We start from the raw sequence: 18,576 nt of genomic DNA, 5'->3' as shown, positions 1-18,576 counted from the left end.
ATCACATAGACATATTATGAGAAGAATTTTAAAGATACGCTGGATGGTTACCTTGCTGATTGTAGCGGGAGCCGTTTGTTTTTGGGGGTTTAAGAGTGGTGATAGCCGCAGTTTCCAAATAGCAAAGAATCTGGATATATTCAATTCCATTGTGAAAGAGTTGGATATGTTCTACGTGGATACGATTGATCCGAACAAGACTATCCGTGAAGGCATTGATGCCATGCTCTACTCGCTGGATCCCTACACGGAGTATTATCCGGAAGATGACCAAAGCGAATTGGAGCAGATGCTGAAGAATTCCTATGGTGGTATAGGTTCTGTGATTACTTGGAATCCGAAACTGAAACGTTCCATGATATCTGAGCCATACGAGAATATGCCTGCTGCCGATGTAGGCCTGAAAGCCGGAGATATTTTGATGGAAATTGACGGAAAAGACCTTGCCGGAAAGAACAACCAGGAAGTCAGCGAGATGCTTCGCGGACAAGTGGGTACCAGCTTCAAGCTGAAAGTGCAACGTCCCGGTACAGAGAAACCGTTGGATTTCGACATTGTGCGCCGTTCCATCCAATTGCCGTTCATACCTTATTATACGGTGCTGGATAATAATATAGGTTATATCAATCTCAGCACCTTCTCGGGAAATCCTTCCAAGGAGTTCAAGCAGGCTTTTCTGGACTTGAAGAAGCGGGGGATGACTTCGTTGGTGATTGATCTGCGTAATAATGGAGGCGGCTTGCTGGATGAGTCCATAGAGATAGCCAATTTCTTTCTGCCTCGCGGAAAAACACTTGTGACGACAAAGGGCAAGATTAAGCAAGCCAGCAATACCTACAAGACGTTGCGTGAACCGTTGGATTTGGAAATTCCTTTGGCTGTTCTGGTCAATGGCGGAACGGCTTCCTCGTCAGAAATCCTTGCGGGTTCTTTGCAGGACCTTGACCGTGCGGTCATTATCGGTAACCGTACTTTCGGTAAGGGATTGGTGCAGACCACCCGTCCGTTGCCATACGGTGGTACCATGAAGCTGACGACTTCTAAATATTATATTCCCAGCGGCCGTTGTGTGCAGGCTATCGACTACAAGCACCGGAATGAGGACGGCAGTGTGGGACGTATTCCGGACAGCCTTACTACCGTGTTCCATACGGCTGCCGGACGTGAAGTGCGTGATGGCGGAGGCGTGACTCCGGACATTGCGGTGAAGCAGGAGAAGCTGCCCAACATTCTGTTCTATCTTGTCAATGACAATCTTATTTTCAATTATGCAACGGACTATTGCCTGAAACATCCTACCATCCCTTCAGCAGAGAAGTTTGAAATTACAGATGCCGATTATGCGGACTTCAAGGCGATGGTGAAGAAGGCGGACTTCAAATACGACCAACAGACAGAGAAGATGCTGAAGAACCTGAAGGAGATGGCCGAATTTGAGGGCTATCTGACTGATGCTTCGAAAGAGTTTGAAGCGCTGGAGAAAAAATTGTCGCATAATCTGGACCGTGACCTTGACCATTTCTCCAAGGACATCAAGAGCATGATTGCGGTAGAAATCATCAAGCGTTATTATTTCCAGCGTGGAAGCATTATCCAGCAGTTGAAAGATGATGATGACTTGAAAGAGGCTGTAAAGATACTGACTGCTCCGGCAAAATACAAGGAAATGTTGAGTGCTCCGACAGTGACGTCAATGTCTCTGCAATAAAGAAAGGAGGCAGCCCCGGTTTTTCTGAGTACCGCTACGAGAGCAAATGAGAATGTTTATGATGAAATAGTATAAGGGCATTCTTAAGAGGATTCTTTTATTTGCTCCTTAATTTATACCGGATAGTCTCTGTATAAGCCTTTTATACACGGCTATTCGGTTAAGTTGTTTGTAGGGTATTAACTTGTTTTATATTTTTGCAGGTGATAATGAAAATATTGACAAGGTTATGAAACGATTGAATTCTCTGAAAGTATGGCTGTCTGTGGTATTGTTGCTTTGCTTCTCTCTTTCCGGACAAGCCCAGTTTCTGCGCACTTCCTACTTTATGGAAGGAAGTAGCCAGCGTATGCAGCTCAATCCGGCCTTGATGCCGGGACGCGGTTATCTGAATATTCCCGCGATAGGTTCGTTGAATGCTACCGTCAACTCCAGTTCCCTGGGGTATAGGGATATTATGGACATTATTGAGAACAGTGATGATAGCGACTATTTCATGAGCAATGACTTTATGAACCGACTGGATGCTATCAATAACTTGAATGTGAATTTGAGTACCGACATTCTGTCTGCCGGGTGGTATAAAGGAAAGAACTTCTGGTCAGTCAATGTGGGGTTGCGTAATGATATCGGTGCTGCCATACCGAAAACCATGTTCCAGTTTATGAATAACATGAGTAGCCTGGAGTTTGGTGACAATATTTCTGACTATTTGGGCATTAACGAAACCATTAATGGACAGAAGCTTGAGATAAATTCCTATGCAGAAGTCGGCGTTGGCTTTGCAAGGAATATAACAGACCGACTGGCTGTAGGCGGTAAGGTGAAGATGCTGCTGGGTATCGGTAACTTAAAGCTGAACATTAACCAGATTCATGTGGAAACTCCTTCTGTGGGCTCTTCAGGAGTGACGAGTAAAGCTTCCATTCAAGTGGATGCAACTTTGGAGAACTCGTCAAAGCTGTTAGAACTTCCCGAGAACGAGAATGGTGATTATATCGATGAAATCGATTTTGGCAGTTTCGGTTTTGCCGGATATGGTGGGGCTATTGATTTGGGAATATCTTACAAGTTACTGGATAAATTGACACTTTCTGCTTCAGTTCTTGATTTGGGCTTTATCAAATGGTCTAAATCGAATACCAGTATAGCGCGAGCCAATGCAGAGCAGACTTATGATCTTCTTGACCCGGCCTCGCAGCAGGAGTTCATAAATATTGTGAACAGCGGCGAGATTCTTAACTATGACATGTTGCAGCTCAAGACAGAGGAAGCTTCTGAGAAGAGCCGTACCCGTGGATTGACTTCTACAATGGTTCTTGGCGCTGAATATGCCTTGCTGAATGATTGGCTGGTAGTGGGTGCCTTGTATACCGGTCGTTTTGCCAAGCCGAAAACTTTGAATGAGCTGACTTTCTCTGCCTGCATCCGTCCGACGAATGCTTTCAATGTAGCTGCCAGCTATTCCGTACTTCAAGGAGCCGGTAAAACCTTCGGTCTGGCACTGAAACTGGGGCCTTTCTTTGCGGGAACAGACTATATGTTCTTTGGCAAGAATACGAAGAATGTCAATGCTTATTTGGGTGTTTCTATTCCTTTGGGAAAACAGAAAGCTGCTGAAATCTTATAAAGTGAGTTGTCAGTTGTCGTGGGTTATCTTTCTATAAAAGAGGATAATCTGCGATTTTGTTTTTACGAAAACGCAAAAAGCTTTATCTTTGCTGGTAAATACCTATAAACAGTACTCATGAGAATTGCAATAACGTTTCTCTTGTTTTTGGTTTTCAGTAGTTTGCTGCAAGCTTCACCCATACCTTTTTCTCCTATAGTGAGGAGCTATTCAGTGTCGGATTATAATGCTGGTATTCAGAATTGGGCCATTGCTCAGGACGAAAGAGGAGTGATGTATTTCGGTAATAACAGTGGGCTGTTGGAATTTGATGGAAGTGCTTGGCGGCTGTATGAATTACCGACAAAAGGAATTGTGCGTGCTATATATATCAGTGAAGATGGAAGAATTTATGTAGGCTCTTACGAAGAATTCGGTTATTTTGTCCGTACTCCTTATGACACTCTTCAATATCATTCATTGAAAAATAAGGTGAAAGATTTTGTGTTTCATAATGACGAAATCTGGGATATTGCTTGCGTTCAAGGAGAAATTGTATTTCAATCATTCGGTTCTCTCTTTTTTTATAATGGAAATTCGGTAGAAGGTATTCGAATGAAGAACCTTCCACTGAATTTGTTCCAGGTTGGAAATACTTTTTATTCTCAAAGAATAAACGGCGGACTTTATGTCTTTGCCGGTAGGGAAATGAAAGAACTTATTCCCAGAAAAGCATTTGGAGATAGTGATGTCCTGGCCGGGCTCCCTTATGATGATGCGGTTTTAATGTTTACCCGTAATCAGGGAGGTTTCCTGTATCGAGATGGGAGGGTAGAAAAATGGGAAACTGAATGTGATGATATATTCAGGAAGCATACCATTAATCGTGCGGTGATGACCAAAGACAGTTGCTACGTTGTTGGCACAATATCTGATGGCATATATGCGTTGGATAAAAAGGGAAAGCTGATTTGGAAGGTCAATACGGATAATAAACTACAGAACAATACTGTTTTGAGATTGTATTGTGATGATGACAACAATATATGGACAGCTTTGGATGAAGGTATTGCCTATATACACAACAATTCTTTAATCTATTATTATGAACCTCCATTTCGTAAAATAGGCATGGTATATGATGTCTTGGTAAGGGAAAATGAAGCTTATATTGCTTCTAATCAGGGACTTTATTGGCTTAAGGATGGAAAGACTGAATTAGTTCCGGGTTTGGAAGAACAAGCGTGGTTCGTCGATGAATGGGGAAAACAGATTTTCTGCGGGCACAACAAGGGGACTTTCTTTATATCAGGACTGAAATCAAAGCTGGTATCTGATGTAAAAGGAGGGATGTGTATGGAAAAGATTGAATTGAAGGAACAATCTTTTTTGTTGGAGGGAGCTTATGCGCTTCTGAATTTATATACGGAGACTGCTTCGGGAGAGTATTGCTTTACTCGGTCCTTACGTGGGTTCAGCCACATGATTCGTCATATAGAAGTGGACCATCAAGGGAATATTTGGGCGAAACATTTAAGGAATGGTTTGTATCGCTTTCGGATTGATTCGGATATGAAGCAGGTAAAGGATGTGCGGAAGTATGAGAGCTTGGGAGAAGTGAAAGGTGGGAGTTTTACTTTGTTCAAAATCAATGGTCGGGTAGTTTTTTCTAATGGGGAATATTTCTATACTTACGAAGATATGACTGATTCGATTGTTCCTTATGAAACAATGAATGAGCAATTGATGGAATTGAAAGGAATCAAGACTGTGAGTCATGCGAACGGAGATTACTATTGGTTTGTGGGCGACAGGACTGTGTTTTTGGTGAAGTGTGCGATAAATACTTTCAATATCGAACTTCGGATTCCATATTCTTTGTTTGACGGTCTGGCTGTGGAAGAACGAGGAAGCGTGGTTTATGACAAGAGAAATAATCATTCCTATCTTTGCTTGAATAATGCCATTGCCCGTATTGAAACAGATAGTTCCTCGTTATATAAATCTCAGACCAGGCGTTCTTTATGGATTTCAGAGATGCAGGTTACTGAGGAATTCAGTGATAAACGGAAGACATTGGTCGTGCAGTCGGGAGTCAAGGTCGAACATGAGTTTAATACAGTGAGTTTTACATTGTGCTATCCGGTTTATAACGATTATACTTATAAAGTAAGATACCGGTTGGAAGGGTATTCTGATCAGTGGATACCTGATGGACGCAATTTGCAGAAAAAGTATGCCCGTCTTCCTTATGGAAGTTATGTTTTTCGGGCGGAGATATATGATACTGGTAGAGTTTTGGCATCGGTGGAGTTTCCCTTTGAGATTTTGTCTCCGTGGTATTTGTCTTATTGGGCTGTGGGAAGCTACATTCTGATAGGGTTGTGCCTGCTGGCCTTGCTGCAATATATTGTTTATCGCTTTGTGAAGAAAAAGAAGGACCGTGTGATTGAGCAGCAGCGTGTAGTCCATCAGGCAGAGCTTGAACGGCAAGAGAAGAAGATTATTGAGTTGGAAAAGGAGCAGCTTGAGGCCGATTTGCGTTTTAAAAGTAAAGAATTGTCCAGCGTGGTAATGATGAATATCGCTCATCAGGAGTTTTTGACTTCATTGAAAGAGGAGATACAGAAGCAAAAGTTGTCCGGACAGCATAGTCGTAAGAATTTGGATAAACTTCTTGTTTTGGTCAACAATAATATAGTGTCTGATGAAGAGAACTGGATAATGTTTCAAGCTAATTTTGACCGTATACATGAAAATTTCTTCCGAAACCTGAAACTTCAATATACTGATTTGACTTCAGGAGATTTACGCTTTTGTGCATTGCTCCGCTTGAATATGCCGACAAAGGAGATAGCGAAGTTGCTCAACATTTCTACACGTGGGGTTGATGCTGCAAGATACCGGTTGCGCAAGAAATTCAATCTGCTTCCGGAAGAAAGTCTGACTGATTTCCTTATAAATTTTAAATAACTGTTTTACAGTGGAATATTAATGGGGGAAGTATTAATATTGTACTCCCTCTTTTGTTTTTTAGTGATGGGTGTACTTTTGTTGTAGTGCGGGATGTGGAGGTTGTCGTATGCTTTTCTTTTATTTGCAGCAAAATAATATTTCTATAAATTAAAAGCATGAAAGACATGAAGTATTTACTTTTCAAGTTACAATCATTTTTAGTCTTGTTGGTGTTTACTGCCGTTAGTGCGTATGCGCAGAAATCTCCGGTCGATATGAATCGTTTCATCGACGATTTAATGAAGAAGATGACCCTGGAAGAGAAAATAGGTCAGTTGAATCTGCCGGTTACCGGTGAGATTACGACCGGTCAGGCTAAAAGTAGTAATGTGGCCAAACGTATTCGTGCCGGTGAAGTGGGCGGGCTTTTCAATCTGAAAGGCGTGGAACGTATCCGCGATGTACAGAAGCAGGCGGTTGAAGAAAGTCGTTTGGGTATTCCTCTCTTATTTGGTATGGATGTTATTCATGGATATGAAACGGTGTTTCCCATCCCTTTGGGATTGTCGTGTACATGGGATATGAAGGCGATTGAAGAATCGGCACGTATTGCAGCCATTGAGTCCAGTGCCGACGGTATTTGCTGGACATTCAGTCCGATGGTGGATATTTGCCGTGATGCCCGTTGGGGGCGTGTGTCCGAGGGCAACGGTGAAGACCCGTTTCTGGGAGCAGCCATTGCGCAGGCCATGGTACGTGGTTATCAGGGAAAAGATATGAGCCGTAATGATGAGATTATGGCTTGTGTAAAGCATTTTGCCTTGTATGGTGCCGGTGAGGCAGGACGTGACTATAATACAGTAGATATGAGTCATCAGCGCATGTTCAATGAATACATGTTACCCTATCAAGCGGCGGTTGATGCCGGTGTGGGAAGTGCGATGGCCTCTTTCAATGAGGTCGATGGCATTCCCGCTACTGGAAACAAGTGGTTGATGACGGATGTATTGCGTAAGCAGTGGGGGTTTGGCGGTTTTGTAGTGACAGATTATACCGGAATTACAGAAATGACCGACCATGGCATGGGCGATACGCAGACTGTTGCCGCGTTGGCACTGAATGCAGGTGTGGATATGGATATGGTGAGCGATGCATTTGTAGGTACGCTCAAGAAGTCATTGACAGAAGGAAAAGTGACAGAAGAAGTAATTAATGCGGCTTGTCGCCGTATTCTGGAAGCTAAGTACAAGTTGGGCTTGTTCGATAATCCTTATAAATACTGTGATGTGAAGCGTGCCAAGAAGCAAATCTTTACCAAAGAGCATCGTGCCGTTGCGCGTAAGATTGCTTCGGAGAGTTTGGTGTTGCTGAAGAACGAGGGTAATGTGCTTCCGCTGGCCAAAAAAGGCACTATTGCTGTGGTAGGTCCGTTGGCAGACAGCCGCAGTAATATGCCGGGTACTTGGAGTGTGGCTGCTGTATTGAAGAATGCAACTTCTTTGGCTGAAGGTTTGAAGGCGGTAGCAGGCGATAAAGCCGAAATATTGACTGCGAAAGGCTGTAATTTGATGAGTGATGCCGAATATGAGAAACGTGCCACTATGTTCGGACGTTCTTTACACCGTGACAATCGTTCGGACAAGGAGTTGCTGGACGAGGCTCTTGCTGTGGCTGCCAAATCGGATGTTATTGTGGCTGCGCTCGGTGAGTCTTCGGAAATGAGTGGAGAGAGCAGTTGCCGCACGAATCTTGAAATGACCGACACCCAACGCATGCTGTTACAAGAATTATTGAAAACAGGAAAACCAGTGGTACTGGTGCTGTTTACCGGTCGTCCGCTGGTACTGAACTGGGAGCAGGCAAACGTGCCGGCCATTCTGAATGTATGGTTTGCAGGCAGTGAGGCAGGTTTTGCCATCGGTGATGTACTGTTTGGTGATGTGAATCCGAGTGGGAAGCTGACTACGACTTTCCCGAAGAACGTGGGACAGATTCCTTTGTTCTACAACCACAAGAACACGGGACGCCCTCTTGCCGACGGTGCATGGTTCCAGAAATTCCGCAGCAACTATATAGACATAGACAATGAACCGCTTTATCCTTTTGGTTTCGGCTTGAGCTATACCACATTCTCTTATAGCGACGTGGCTTTGGACAAGACTAGCATGACGGATAAGGGCGAACTGACTGCTACCGTGACTGTGACCAATACCGGCAAGAGAGACGGTGCGGAAGTGGTTCAACTTTATATTCGTGACCTTGTGGGAAGTGTAACCCGTCCGGTGAAAGAGTTGAAAGGCTTTGAGAAGATTTTTCTGAAAGCCGGCGAATCTAAAAAAGTATCTTTCAAGATTACTCCCGAATTGCTGAAGTTCTACAACTACAATCTTGATTTTGTATGCGAGTCCGGTGATTTTGAGGTGATGATTGGCAGAAATAGCCAGGACGTAAAGAAAGCAGCGTTCAAGTTACTCTAACTGATTCTCAAGACGGCAATATGCAGCATTCAAGCCACTGCGTTGAGATGGCATTGTTGCTGCATATTGTCTACATCTTCACTGCAAACGTTTTGCAGTTTTTACTTGATATATAATCTATCGTATAATGGCAATCGGTTATGGAAATCTTATGGTCGGCTTTGAGGCAGTGAAAGGTATGACGTTCTTGAATATGGGATAAAAAACTTCAGAATAGGATAAAAGCCCCCTTTGCTTTTCTATCTTCTTGCTCTATTATATGAATAGTACCTAAATATTTATTATACTTTTATATTCCTTATAATCTGTTGTTTATGTTATGCAGTAGTAGCAATGATGTACCCCTCCGGTGAACTGTGGTACTCTTGTGGTAGCTTGTTTTTTGACATATATCAACTTCTCCGGTATGTTTGCAAAAGAATTTTAAATCAATACAAAATGAAGAAAAATCTACTAATTACATGTGTGATGTTATTGTTTGCCATTACTTCGATGGCACAGAACAAAATTACGATTTCGGGTGTCGTTACGGACAAGACAGGCGAAACTGTTATCGGCGCTTCTGTTCGTGTAAAAGGGCAGGAGAGTAAAGGTAGTATTACTGATATAAATGGTAAATATCAGATTGTTGATGTGGCATCTAATGCTACCTTGATTTTTAGTTATATAGGTATGCGTGAGCAGGAGATTGCCGTAAATGGGCGTTCAACTATCAATGTGAAGATGGAAGAGGACAGCCAGCTCATTGATGAGGTGGTTGTAGTTGGTTATGGTAGTGCCAAGAAACGCGACTTGACCGGTTCTATCGTTACTGTGAAAGCGGATGAGATTGCCTCTAAGCCTTCTACCAATCCACTGGCATCCATACAGGGTAAGGTTGCCGGTGTACAGGTAGTGAATACGGGCCGTGCAGGACAAGACCCTGAAATCCGTGTTCGCGGTACGAACTCCATTAACGGTTTCAAACCCCTTTATGTGGTAGATGGACTGTTCACGGACAATATCAATTATCTGAACACTGCGGATATTGAATCTATGGAAATCTTGAAAGACCCTTCTTCTTTGGCTATTTTCGGTGTGCGTGGTGCCAATGGTGTAATCATCATTACCACTAAAAGGGCAAAAATAGGGAAGACGATGGTCAACATCAACTCCTCAGTGGGTTGGAAGGTTATTTATGACCGTGTAGGTGTGACGAATGCCGAAGAGTTTAAGATGCTGTACAACGAGCAGTTGATATCTCAAGGAAGCGACCCTTATGATTATACTCAATGGACTGGTAACACAGATTGGCAGGATGAGATATTCCAGACAGGTTTTCTGACCAATAACAATGTGAGCATTACAGGTGCAACGGATAAGAGCAAGTTTTATTTGGGTTTGGGTTACGTCATGGAAGAAGGTTCCATTAAAACGGAAAAGCTCAATAAGTTTACCGTAAACTTGAACAGTGAATATAGTGTAACCGATTTCCTGCGTTTTGGTTTCCAACTTAATGGAGTTCGTGCTAAGTATCCTGATGCAAAGGGTGTGGATGGTGCTTTGAAGGCTGCTCCTATTGCTCCTACTCATGACCTTGAATCGGGACTGATACATACGCTGCCCGACTTCCAGCGTGCACAAGTGTGGAATCCTCTTATTGAAACAGAGTTGCGCGGTGCTCACAACAAGTCTGAAAACTATCGCGTGGCAGGTAATGTGTTCGGAGAGATAGATATTCTAAAGAACCTTACGTTCAAAGCGACTTTCTCTATGGACTATGCTTCTAGCCAGGGACGTTCATATTCTCCGCTGATTTATGTTTATAATCCCGATGTGGAGGGGGGGGAAGAACGGTTGACTGAAAGAGAAAGTGTGAACCAAAGCAAGTCTACCTCTCTTGCTGCACAGTCTGACTATGTGTTGACTTATCTCGGACAGTTTGGTAATCATGGATTGACATTGACTGCCGGTCTTACCACCAATTACAATGAGTCTTCCAGTTTGAGTGGTGGACGCAGCCAGCTTGCGGGCTACGGCATTTTGGTGGGCGACGACCCGGACAGATGGTGGCTCTCTACCATCGACGATGTATCTACGGCAACTAATGGCGGTTCTCAGAGTGACAGATTTACCATGTCTTATTTGTTCAGAGCATTGTATAACTACAAGAATCGTTATTTACTTAATGCTTCTTTCCGTAGGGACGGTTCATCTGTTTTCTATAAGACAGGTAATACTTGGGACAACTTTTACTCTTTCGGTGCCGGTTGGGTAATGACCGAAGAGAAGTTTATGCAGAACCAAAATGTAATTAACTTCTTGAAGTTGAAAGGCTCTTGGGGTGTGTTGGGCAGCCAGAATACCGGTTCCAGTTATCCGGCATACGCCACCATTGTTAGTTCGGGTTCAGCTGTGTTCGGTGACAATATCATTGCGGGTAAAGGCCCCAACAAACTGATTTCACCTACTTTGGGATGGGAACGTAATTATTCATGGGAAGTAGGTTTTGACATGCATATGTTCAATGATCGTTTGCAGCTTTCTCCGGTTTATTATAACAAAACAACAAAAGATATGTTGACTTCCATTCCGGGTATTGCAGGTACTGTTCCCGGATTACAGAATGTGGGTGAGATTCGCAATCGCGGTTTTGAACTTAGTGCTTCTTGGAACGACAAGATTGGGGAAGATTGGAGATATGGATTAGGTGCTAATTTGAGCACTATTGATAACAAGGTGCTTTCACTGGTAAACAAAGACTATAATATTATCAGTGGTCCCTCACGTGTTTCCGAAGGTTATCCGATTGGCTATTTCTATGGTTACAAGGTTGAGGGTGTATATCAGAACGAAGACGACATCCGTTTCTCTCCGATTAACTCGGTTGGTTCGGTAACACCGGGTGATTTGAAATTTGCTGATGTTGACGGTAATGGCAAAATTACTGATAATGACCGTACAATGATAGGTAATCCAACTCCTGATTTTACTTACGGTTTTAATGTTAATTTGGGATGGAAGAATCTGGACCTGACTGTTGACATGATGGGTGTTTATGGAAATGAAATTTACCGTAATTGGGGAAGCAGTAGCTATGCACAACTGAATTATCGCACAGAGCAATTGAATCGTTGGCATGGAGAGGGCACTTCCAATTGGGAGCCCTTGCTCGACCCTTCACACAAAATAAATCAGGAGGCTTCCACGTATTTCATCGAAGATGGCAGTTTCTTCAGAATCCGTAATATCGAATTGGGATATAACTTTGACAAACGACTGTTGAATCGTATCAAGGTACAGTCACTGCGTCTTTATACCAATGTGCAGAATCCCAAGACCTGGAGCCGTAACGGCGGATATACGCCGGAAGTGGGCGGAAGTGCTATTTCGTTTGGTATTGATGGTGGAGGCTATCCTATGCCTACAGTTTATACGATTGGTTTTAATTTGACTTTCTAAAATTATATAAAGGCAGACTATGAAGAAGATATTTTATTATATAGCATTTTTAGCAGTAAGCTTTGCACTAACTTCGTGTGAGGATATGTTTGATAGAAAACCGCTTGGACAGCAGACAGAGGATGATTTGACTGGTGGTACTTATGAAACGCAGGTGTTTAATATGTATGCCAAGTTGCGCGGTTTTCATTTGACAAGCGGCAATACTGCATTGGCAATCCACGGTATGCGTTCTGAGGACGCAGAGAAAGGAAGCACATTGTCCGATGGAGCAGCCACTGGCAAGATGTTCGATGACTTTGAATATTTGGCAAGTAATGGGATGATTAAGAGCTACTGGAATGAAAACTATTCATTGATACATAAGGTAAATGATTTGCTTGATGAAATGAGCCAAAACCCGTCATTGACAGAAGGTGACCTCGTCAATAAGGGGGAAGCTTTGTTTGTACGTGCTTTCTGTTATTTTAACCTTGTACGCGCTTTTGGTGAAGTGCCTTTGATTGACTTTAAAGTTTATGATGCAGCTGAGGCAAATGTTCCAAAGTCTTCTGTGGCAAAGATATATGAATTAATAGATTCTGACCTTACGGAAGCCGAAAACAGTCTGCCCAGAACGTGGGAGCAACTTTATGTAGGTCGTCTCACTTGGGGAGCTGCTCGTTCTCTTCATGCACGCACATACATGATGCGTAATGACTGGGGGAATATGAAGGCTGCCGCTGAAGAAGTGATTAACTCCGGTTTATATAATCTGAAAACACCTTATGAAGACATATTCCGGGAAAAAGGTGAAAACTGTAGTGAATCTGTTTTTGAATTGCAATGTACGGCAACAGAATCACAACCAGGTTCTAATGATATAGGAAGCCAGTTTGCTTCCGTTCAGGGTGTACGTGGCGCAGGCGAGTGGAATCTCGGTTGGGGGCAACACACCGCTACTCAAGAATTGGCAGATGCTTTTGAAGAAGGTGATCCGAGAAAAGACGAAACCCTGCTTTATTTTATACGCAACGGCAAGGACGATCCGGAGTCCATACCTGCTAACAAGCCTTATGGCGAGAAACCAGTTTCGAATGCCGATGTTATAGCTAAATACTTTAACAAAAAAGTATATACAGATCCGGCAATGCGTTTGAAATTCACAAAAGGAGGTTATTGGGTGAATATTCGTTTGATACGTTATGCTGATGTGGTATTAATGGCTTCCGAAGCTGCTTGTGAATTGGGTGATTTATCTTCTGCCCGTAACTATTTGGAGATGGTGCGCGCTCGTGCTCGTGGCAATAATATCGGAATCCTACCGGAAGTGACGACCAACAATCAGAATGAACTGCGTGAGGCCATTCGTCATGAAAGACGTGTTGAGTTAGGTATGGAGTTCGACCGTTTCTACGACTTGGTTCGTTGGGGTATTGCTAAAGAGGTACTTCATGCTGCAGGCAAGACCGGTTATCAAGACAGACATGCTTTGTTGCCCATCCCGCAAGACGAAATTGACAAGTCGAATGGTGTATTGGTTCAAAATCCCAATTATTAATCTATAAATGTACTAACTACTTATGAAAAAATATATAGTATCTGTGGCTTCTTGCCTGTTTGCATTGTGTATGCAGTCTTGTTTTCAGGATATGGATCATCCTGCTTTCGACTACCCTGAGAGTACCGGTGAAGTACCTACTACTCCTTTGAAGATGTATCTTCCTTTTGATGAAGAGGACATTCGGGATAAAGGTGAATGGGGATTTTTGGTAGCAGATAACGGGAATGCCAAGTTTGTGGAAGACGGAATCGCTGGCATGGCCTATCAAGGTGCTGAAAATGCTTACATTTTGGCCAAGACTCCTTCTATTTTGGAAAATAACATACCCACTATCGGTGATTTGACTGTAGCTTTTTGGATGAGAACCACTAAGAATACTTCTGCGCAAGGTTTGTTCTCTATCCCTAACTCTATTAAATTCTGGGGCAACTTCGACATCTTCTTGGAGAATAATAATAGCGAGACTCAGGCATTTTTCAAGGTTCATATCTTCAATCAGACAGCAAAAGAGAATGATGAAAGATGGGTTGAGGCAAAAATAGATGATATTTTTGGTAGCGAATGGGTGCATCTGGCTTTTGTGTATGATGGCAATACTTCTACCATTACTGTTTATCGTAATGGTGAGGGGGTCTTTACCAAAGAATTGCCTGATTGTGGGAAATTGAAGTTTAATAATGTAGGCGCTTCTTTGGCTGTTGGTGCATTTCAGTTCAGCACTACTCCGAGTCTTACTTCGGGTGCAGGAGCACAAACCTGGGCAAAGAACTTTCCCGGTCAGCTTGATCAGTTCCGCTTATATGACAAGGTGTTGACGGCAACCGAAATTCAGAGTATTTACTCTGGAAAAGAATGAAGCTACACTTTAATCTGATGCTAAGATGAAAGTATTATATTTCATAGTATGTCTTTTGTTGGTTGCGTGCGGTGGTGATAATCAACCTGAGGTGAATCAGCCTTTCGAGTTGAAGAATATCATTGTGGGTGACCAACAAAACCAACAGACATTTGAGAATGTTGCTCCCAATGTAGCCATTGTTTTGGAGTTCTCGGATGCTGTAGATGAGGCTTCAGCCCGTAACAATATTGCTTTGAAACATGAGGAGCTTCCTATAAGCTGCGATTATGAGTTCCTGCAAGAGAAAAAAGTATCGGTGACTCCTAAGGAGGGGTTTAAAATCTTGTCATCGTATAAATTGATTGTCAATCCGGGGGTGAAGTCCACCTCCGGGGTACTGCTTTCCAATGGCAAGGTTTGTATGATTAAGACAGGAATGGATGATACTGATAAGTTTGAGCGTATTCCTGATGAGGACTTGTTGACATTGGTACAGAAGCAGACCTTCAAGTACTTCTGGGACTTTGGGCATGAATATTCCGGAATGGCGCGCGAACGTACTACTTCGGGCGATGTCGTTACTACCGGTGGTACTGGCTTTGGCGTGATGGCCATGCTGGTAGCTGCTGAACGGGGTTTTATTACCCGTCAGCAAGCTGTTGAACGGGTGCAGAAGATAGTTACTTTTCTTGATAAGGAATGTACGGCTTATCATGGTGCTTATGCACATTGGATAAATGGCGCAACGGGAGCAACCAAACCTTTCAGTGAGAAAGACAACGGTGCCGATTTGGTTGAAACCTCCTTGTTATTTCAAGGTTTGCTTGCCGCTCGAGCCTATTTCAAGGAAAATATGGAAGTAGAAAGCAGGTTGCGTGCCGACATAACCCGTCTTTGGGAAGCTATTGACTGGACTTGGTTCCAGAAAAATGGTGAAGATGTACTATATTGGCATTGGAGTCCCGATTACGGTTTTGAGAAGAACCTGGCAATAAGAGGATGGAATGAATGTCTGATTACTTATATACTTGCTGCTTCGTCTCCAACACATGCTATCAATAAAGTTGTATATGAAGCGGGCTGGGCTAAAAATGGAGGAATCAGGAATGGAAAATCTTATTATGGCATCACTCTTCCTTTAGGTTCGGATAAAGGGGGACCGCTGTTCTTATCTCAATATTCTTTTCTGGGCATTAACCCGCAAGGACTGGAAGACCAATATGCCGATTACTGGATGCAAAATCGTAATCATACATTGATTAATTACAATTATTGTAAGGAAAATCCTAAAGGATATACGGGTTATAGCGCTTCTTGTTGGGGATTGACGGCAAGTGACGGCGATACGGGATATTCAGCTCATTCACCTACTAATGATAAAGGGGTCATTGCTCCAACAGCCGCTTTGTCTGCATTTCCTTATACTCCGGAGGAGTCAATGGAAGCGCTGCATTTTTTCTATTATAAGATGGGAGACAAACTTTGGAAGGATTATGGTTTTATAGATGCCTTTAATTTGACGGCAGATTGGTACGATACTCAGTACATAGCCATTGACCAAGGGCCGATAATCTGTATGATAGAGAATTATAGAACAGGTCTCCTTTGGAATTTATTTATGTCTATACCGGAAATCCAACAAGGACTGAAGAAGCTTGGCTTTCAGAGTCCGTGCTTAAACTAAAAGAATGATTATGATGAGAATATTGCTATATTTGATACTTTTGCTATATCCTTTTAATTTGATTTCGGGACAGAAAACGCAGAAGCAGCTTTCTGACGACGAACTTATGACCCTCGTCCAGAAGCAAACTTTCCGTTATTTTTGGGATTTTGCCCATCCTGAATCCGGATTGGCGCATGAACGGAGTAACGGTGGTGCCGAGACAGCTACCATTGGTGGGTCGGGATTCGGAGTGATGGCTATCATTGTCGGCATAGAACGTGGGTTTATCACCCGTGAACAAGGTGCTGAACGTATACTGAAGATTGTTCGTTTCTTGAGCGACAAGAATACCGACAGTTATCACGGCATGTGGGCACATTGGATGAACGGTAAAACCGGTAAGACCATTCCTTTCAGCCGTAAAGACGATGGAGCGGATATTGTAGAATCCGCTTTCATGTTCGAAGGCTTGTTGGCTGCCCATCAGTATTTTATAAAGGATAATCCGACGGAAAACCGTATCAGGGGAATGATTAATAATCTGTGGCGCCAAGCAGAGTGGAATTTTTTCACTCAGGGGCAGGATGTGATGTACTGGCATTGGTCACCCAATAACGGATGGGCGATGAATCACCAGATTAAAGGTCATAATGAGTGCCACATTGTGTATATCTTGGGTGCGTCTTCTCCTACTTATCCGATTGCTGGGAGCGTTTATCATAAAGGCTGGGCCAGTGCGAATACTTTTCTGAACGGTCGGGAGTATTATGGCATCAGGCTTCCTCTCGGGGACAATAACGGCAAGGGCGGTCCTTTGTTCTTTACTCATTACTCCTATATGGGGCTTGATCCGCATGGTTTGAAGGACCGCTATGCCAATTACGAGGAACAAATGAAGGCTCATACCTTGATTAACCGTGCCTATTGTATTGACAATCCGAAGGGATATAAGGGTTACGGTGAGAAATGCTGGGGATTGACAGCTAGTGACGGTGATAAAGGCTATTCTGCCCATAGTCCCGGAAATGATCGCGGCGTGATTACGCCTACTGCGGCCCTTTCATCCATCCCTTATGCACCGGAATATTCTTTGGAGGCCATGCGCTATTTCTATGAAGAACTGGGTGACCGTCTTTGGGGTGAATATGGTTTCAAGGATGCATTTAATCTGACTGAGGATTGGTTTGCGCCTTCGTATCTTGCCATTGACCAGGGACCGATTATCGTGATGATAGAGAACTATCGCACCGGTTTGATTTGGAAGCTTTTCATGAGTCATCCCGATGTACAGAAGGGATTGAAGAGATTAGGCTTTACGTCTCCTTATTTGAATAAGGCTGATTAGGTTTGGCTGGATTTGATTTTGGTGAATTTTATATAGATTAAAAAGGATTATAACCATGAAAAACGTGCTTTTCAATAGTGTATTGGTTGCTTTCGTATTGCTTGTCGCCTCGTGCGGCAAGCAACCGGAAGCTAAGGTGGAGGTGATGTCGTTTAATATCCGTCTGGATCATGTAGCGGACAGTATGAATAACTGGAAATACCGTAAGGATAATGCAGCACAGATGATTGCTTATTATGCTCCGGACATTGTGGGCATGCAGGAGGTGGTAAAGAATCAACTCGATGACCTGAAGGAGCGCCTTCCTCAATATACTGCCCTTGGCGTAGGTCGTGCAGATGGAAAAGAGAAAGGCGAATATTGCTCCCTTTTTTATAAGACAGATCGTTTTGAGCTTTTGAAGAACGGAGATTTCGGACTGAGCGAGACTCCCGATTCCATCGGAAAGAAAGGTTGGGATGCGGCATGCGAACGTATCGTGACTTGGGCTGTGTTGAAAGACAAGGTGAGTGGCAGGAAAATAGCTGCTTTCAACACCCACTTTGACCATGTAGGTGAGGTGGCACGTCGAGAAAGCGCTAAGTTAATACTCGAGAAGATAAAGCAAATAGCGGGAGAGCTTCCGGTAGTTATCACTGGAGACTTTAATGGAACGGTAGACTCCGAGCCGGTTACTATATTGACGGAAGGTGGAATGAGGAACGCTTGTTCCACGGCAAAGGTCGTTTACGGACCGACATGGAGCTTTCATGACTTCGGACGTATTCCGGTGGAGAAGCGCAGGCTGATAGATTTTATATTCGTAAATGCTTCTGTAGAGGTGGAGCGTTACCGCACAGTTGGCGATAAGCCGGACAATGGCTATCTTTCCGACCATGCTCCCGTATTGGTTACTTTGAAACTGTAAAGAGGCACTCGTCTAATTCTATTCTGCATTATTTACAAATCATAAGGGCTCAAGAAACACTTGTATACTGAACCTAATTCAGTCGTA

10 protein-coding genes are annotated in these 18,576 nt (G+C 43.2%); all 10 read left to right on the top strand.

The genetic code is table 11. The features are described 5' to 3' along the window. Positions 1-16 precede the first annotated feature (16 nt). The 10 genes from EYA81_RS07630 to EYA81_RS07580 all read left to right on the top strand — a co-directional run bounded on the left by EYA81_RS07630 (position 17) and on the right by EYA81_RS07580 (position 18,489). Positions 17-1,708 carry a S41 family peptidase gene (locus tag EYA81_RS07630; RefSeq protein WP_119961376.1) on the top strand — a complete coding sequence of 564 codons (1,692 nt, stop codon included), beginning with the start codon at positions 17-19 and terminating at the stop codon, positions 1,706-1,708. A 229-nt stretch (positions 1,709-1,937) separates the two neighbouring features. Next, positions 1,938-3,338, top strand: coding sequence for a DUF5723 family protein (locus EYA81_RS07625; protein ID WP_207389424.1), 1,401 nt, complete (start codon positions 1,938-1,940; stop codon positions 3,336-3,338). A gap of 117 nt (positions 3,339-3,455) precedes the next feature. After that, a complete protein-coding gene (locus tag EYA81_RS07620) occupies positions 3,456-6,290 on the top strand; it encodes a hypothetical protein (RefSeq protein ID WP_119961378.1) in 2,835 nt (944 codons plus the stop codon). Between the two features lie 167 nt (positions 6,291-6,457). Then, complete coding sequence (gene bglX / locus EYA81_RS07610; protein ID WP_119961447.1) at positions 6,458-8,749, top strand: beta-glucosidase BglX; 2,292 nt, start codon at positions 6,458-6,460, stop codon at positions 8,747-8,749. A gap of 438 nt (positions 8,750-9,187) precedes the next feature. Next, entirely contained in the window at positions 9,188-12,190 is a 3,003-nt protein-coding gene (locus EYA81_RS07605; protein ID WP_165491363.1) for a TonB-dependent receptor, read from the top strand. 19 nt (positions 12,191-12,209) lie between these two features. Further along, on the top strand, positions 12,210-13,730 hold the full coding sequence (locus EYA81_RS07600) for a RagB/SusD family nutrient uptake outer membrane protein (protein ID WP_117600174.1): 1,521 nt from the start codon (positions 12,210-12,212) through the stop codon (positions 13,728-13,730). A gap of 22 nt (positions 13,731-13,752) precedes the next feature. Further along, positions 13,753-14,589, top strand: coding sequence for a LamG domain-containing protein (locus tag EYA81_RS07595; RefSeq protein ID WP_117600175.1), 837 nt, complete (start codon positions 13,753-13,755; stop codon positions 14,587-14,589). 25 nt (positions 14,590-14,614) lie between these two features. After that, complete coding sequence (locus EYA81_RS07590) at positions 14,615-16,255, top strand: glucoamylase family protein (RefSeq protein ID WP_117600176.1); 1,641 nt, start codon at positions 14,615-14,617, stop codon at positions 16,253-16,255. Positions 16,256-16,265: 10 nt separating this feature from the next. After that, positions 16,266-17,582: a glucoamylase family protein gene (locus tag EYA81_RS07585; protein ID WP_117600282.1), complete on the top strand. Its 1,317-nt coding sequence runs from the start codon at positions 16,266-16,268 to the stop codon at positions 17,580-17,582. Positions 17,583-17,637: 55 nt separating this feature from the next. Beyond that, positions 17,638-18,489, top strand: a complete 852-nt coding sequence (locus EYA81_RS07580) for an endonuclease/exonuclease/phosphatase family protein (protein WP_117600177.1) — start codon at positions 17,638-17,640, stop codon at positions 18,487-18,489. Positions 18,490-18,576 lie beyond the last annotated feature (87 nt).

Origin of the sequence: Bacteroides sp. A1C1 (assembly GCF_004328515.1) — a bacterium.
In the GTDB taxonomy this organism is placed as follows: domain Bacteria; phylum Bacteroidota; class Bacteroidia; order Bacteroidales; family Bacteroidaceae; genus Bacteroides; species Bacteroides uniformis.
Note: the sequence above shows the minus strand (reverse complement) of the source record. Positions and strands in the feature narration are given on the sequence as shown.

Coding starts and splice junctions, on each gene's coding strand:
- EYA81_RS07630 (WP_119961376.1), top strand. CDS start 17: ATGAGAAGAATTTTAAAGATACGCTGGATGGTTACCTTGCTGATTGTA.
- EYA81_RS07625 (WP_207389424.1), top strand. CDS start 1,938: ATGAAACGATTGAATTCTCTGAAAGTATGGCTGTCTGTGGTATTGTTG.
- EYA81_RS07620 (WP_119961378.1), top strand. CDS start 3,456: ATGAGAATTGCAATAACGTTTCTCTTGTTTTTGGTTTTCAGTAGTTTG.
- bglX (WP_119961447.1), top strand. CDS start 6,458: ATGAAGTATTTACTTTTCAAGTTACAATCATTTTTAGTCTTGTTGGTG.
- EYA81_RS07605 (WP_165491363.1), top strand. CDS start 9,188: ATGAAGAAAAATCTACTAATTACATGTGTGATGTTATTGTTTGCCATT.
- EYA81_RS07600 (WP_117600174.1), top strand. CDS start 12,210: ATGAAGAAGATATTTTATTATATAGCATTTTTAGCAGTAAGCTTTGCA.
- EYA81_RS07595 (WP_117600175.1), top strand. CDS start 13,753: ATGAAAAAATATATAGTATCTGTGGCTTCTTGCCTGTTTGCATTGTGT.
- EYA81_RS07590 (WP_117600176.1), top strand. CDS start 14,615: ATGAAAGTATTATATTTCATAGTATGTCTTTTGTTGGTTGCGTGCGGT.
- EYA81_RS07585 (WP_117600282.1), top strand. CDS start 16,266: ATGATGAGAATATTGCTATATTTGATACTTTTGCTATATCCTTTTAAT.
- EYA81_RS07580 (WP_117600177.1), top strand. CDS start 17,638: ATGAAAAACGTGCTTTTCAATAGTGTATTGGTTGCTTTCGTATTGCTT.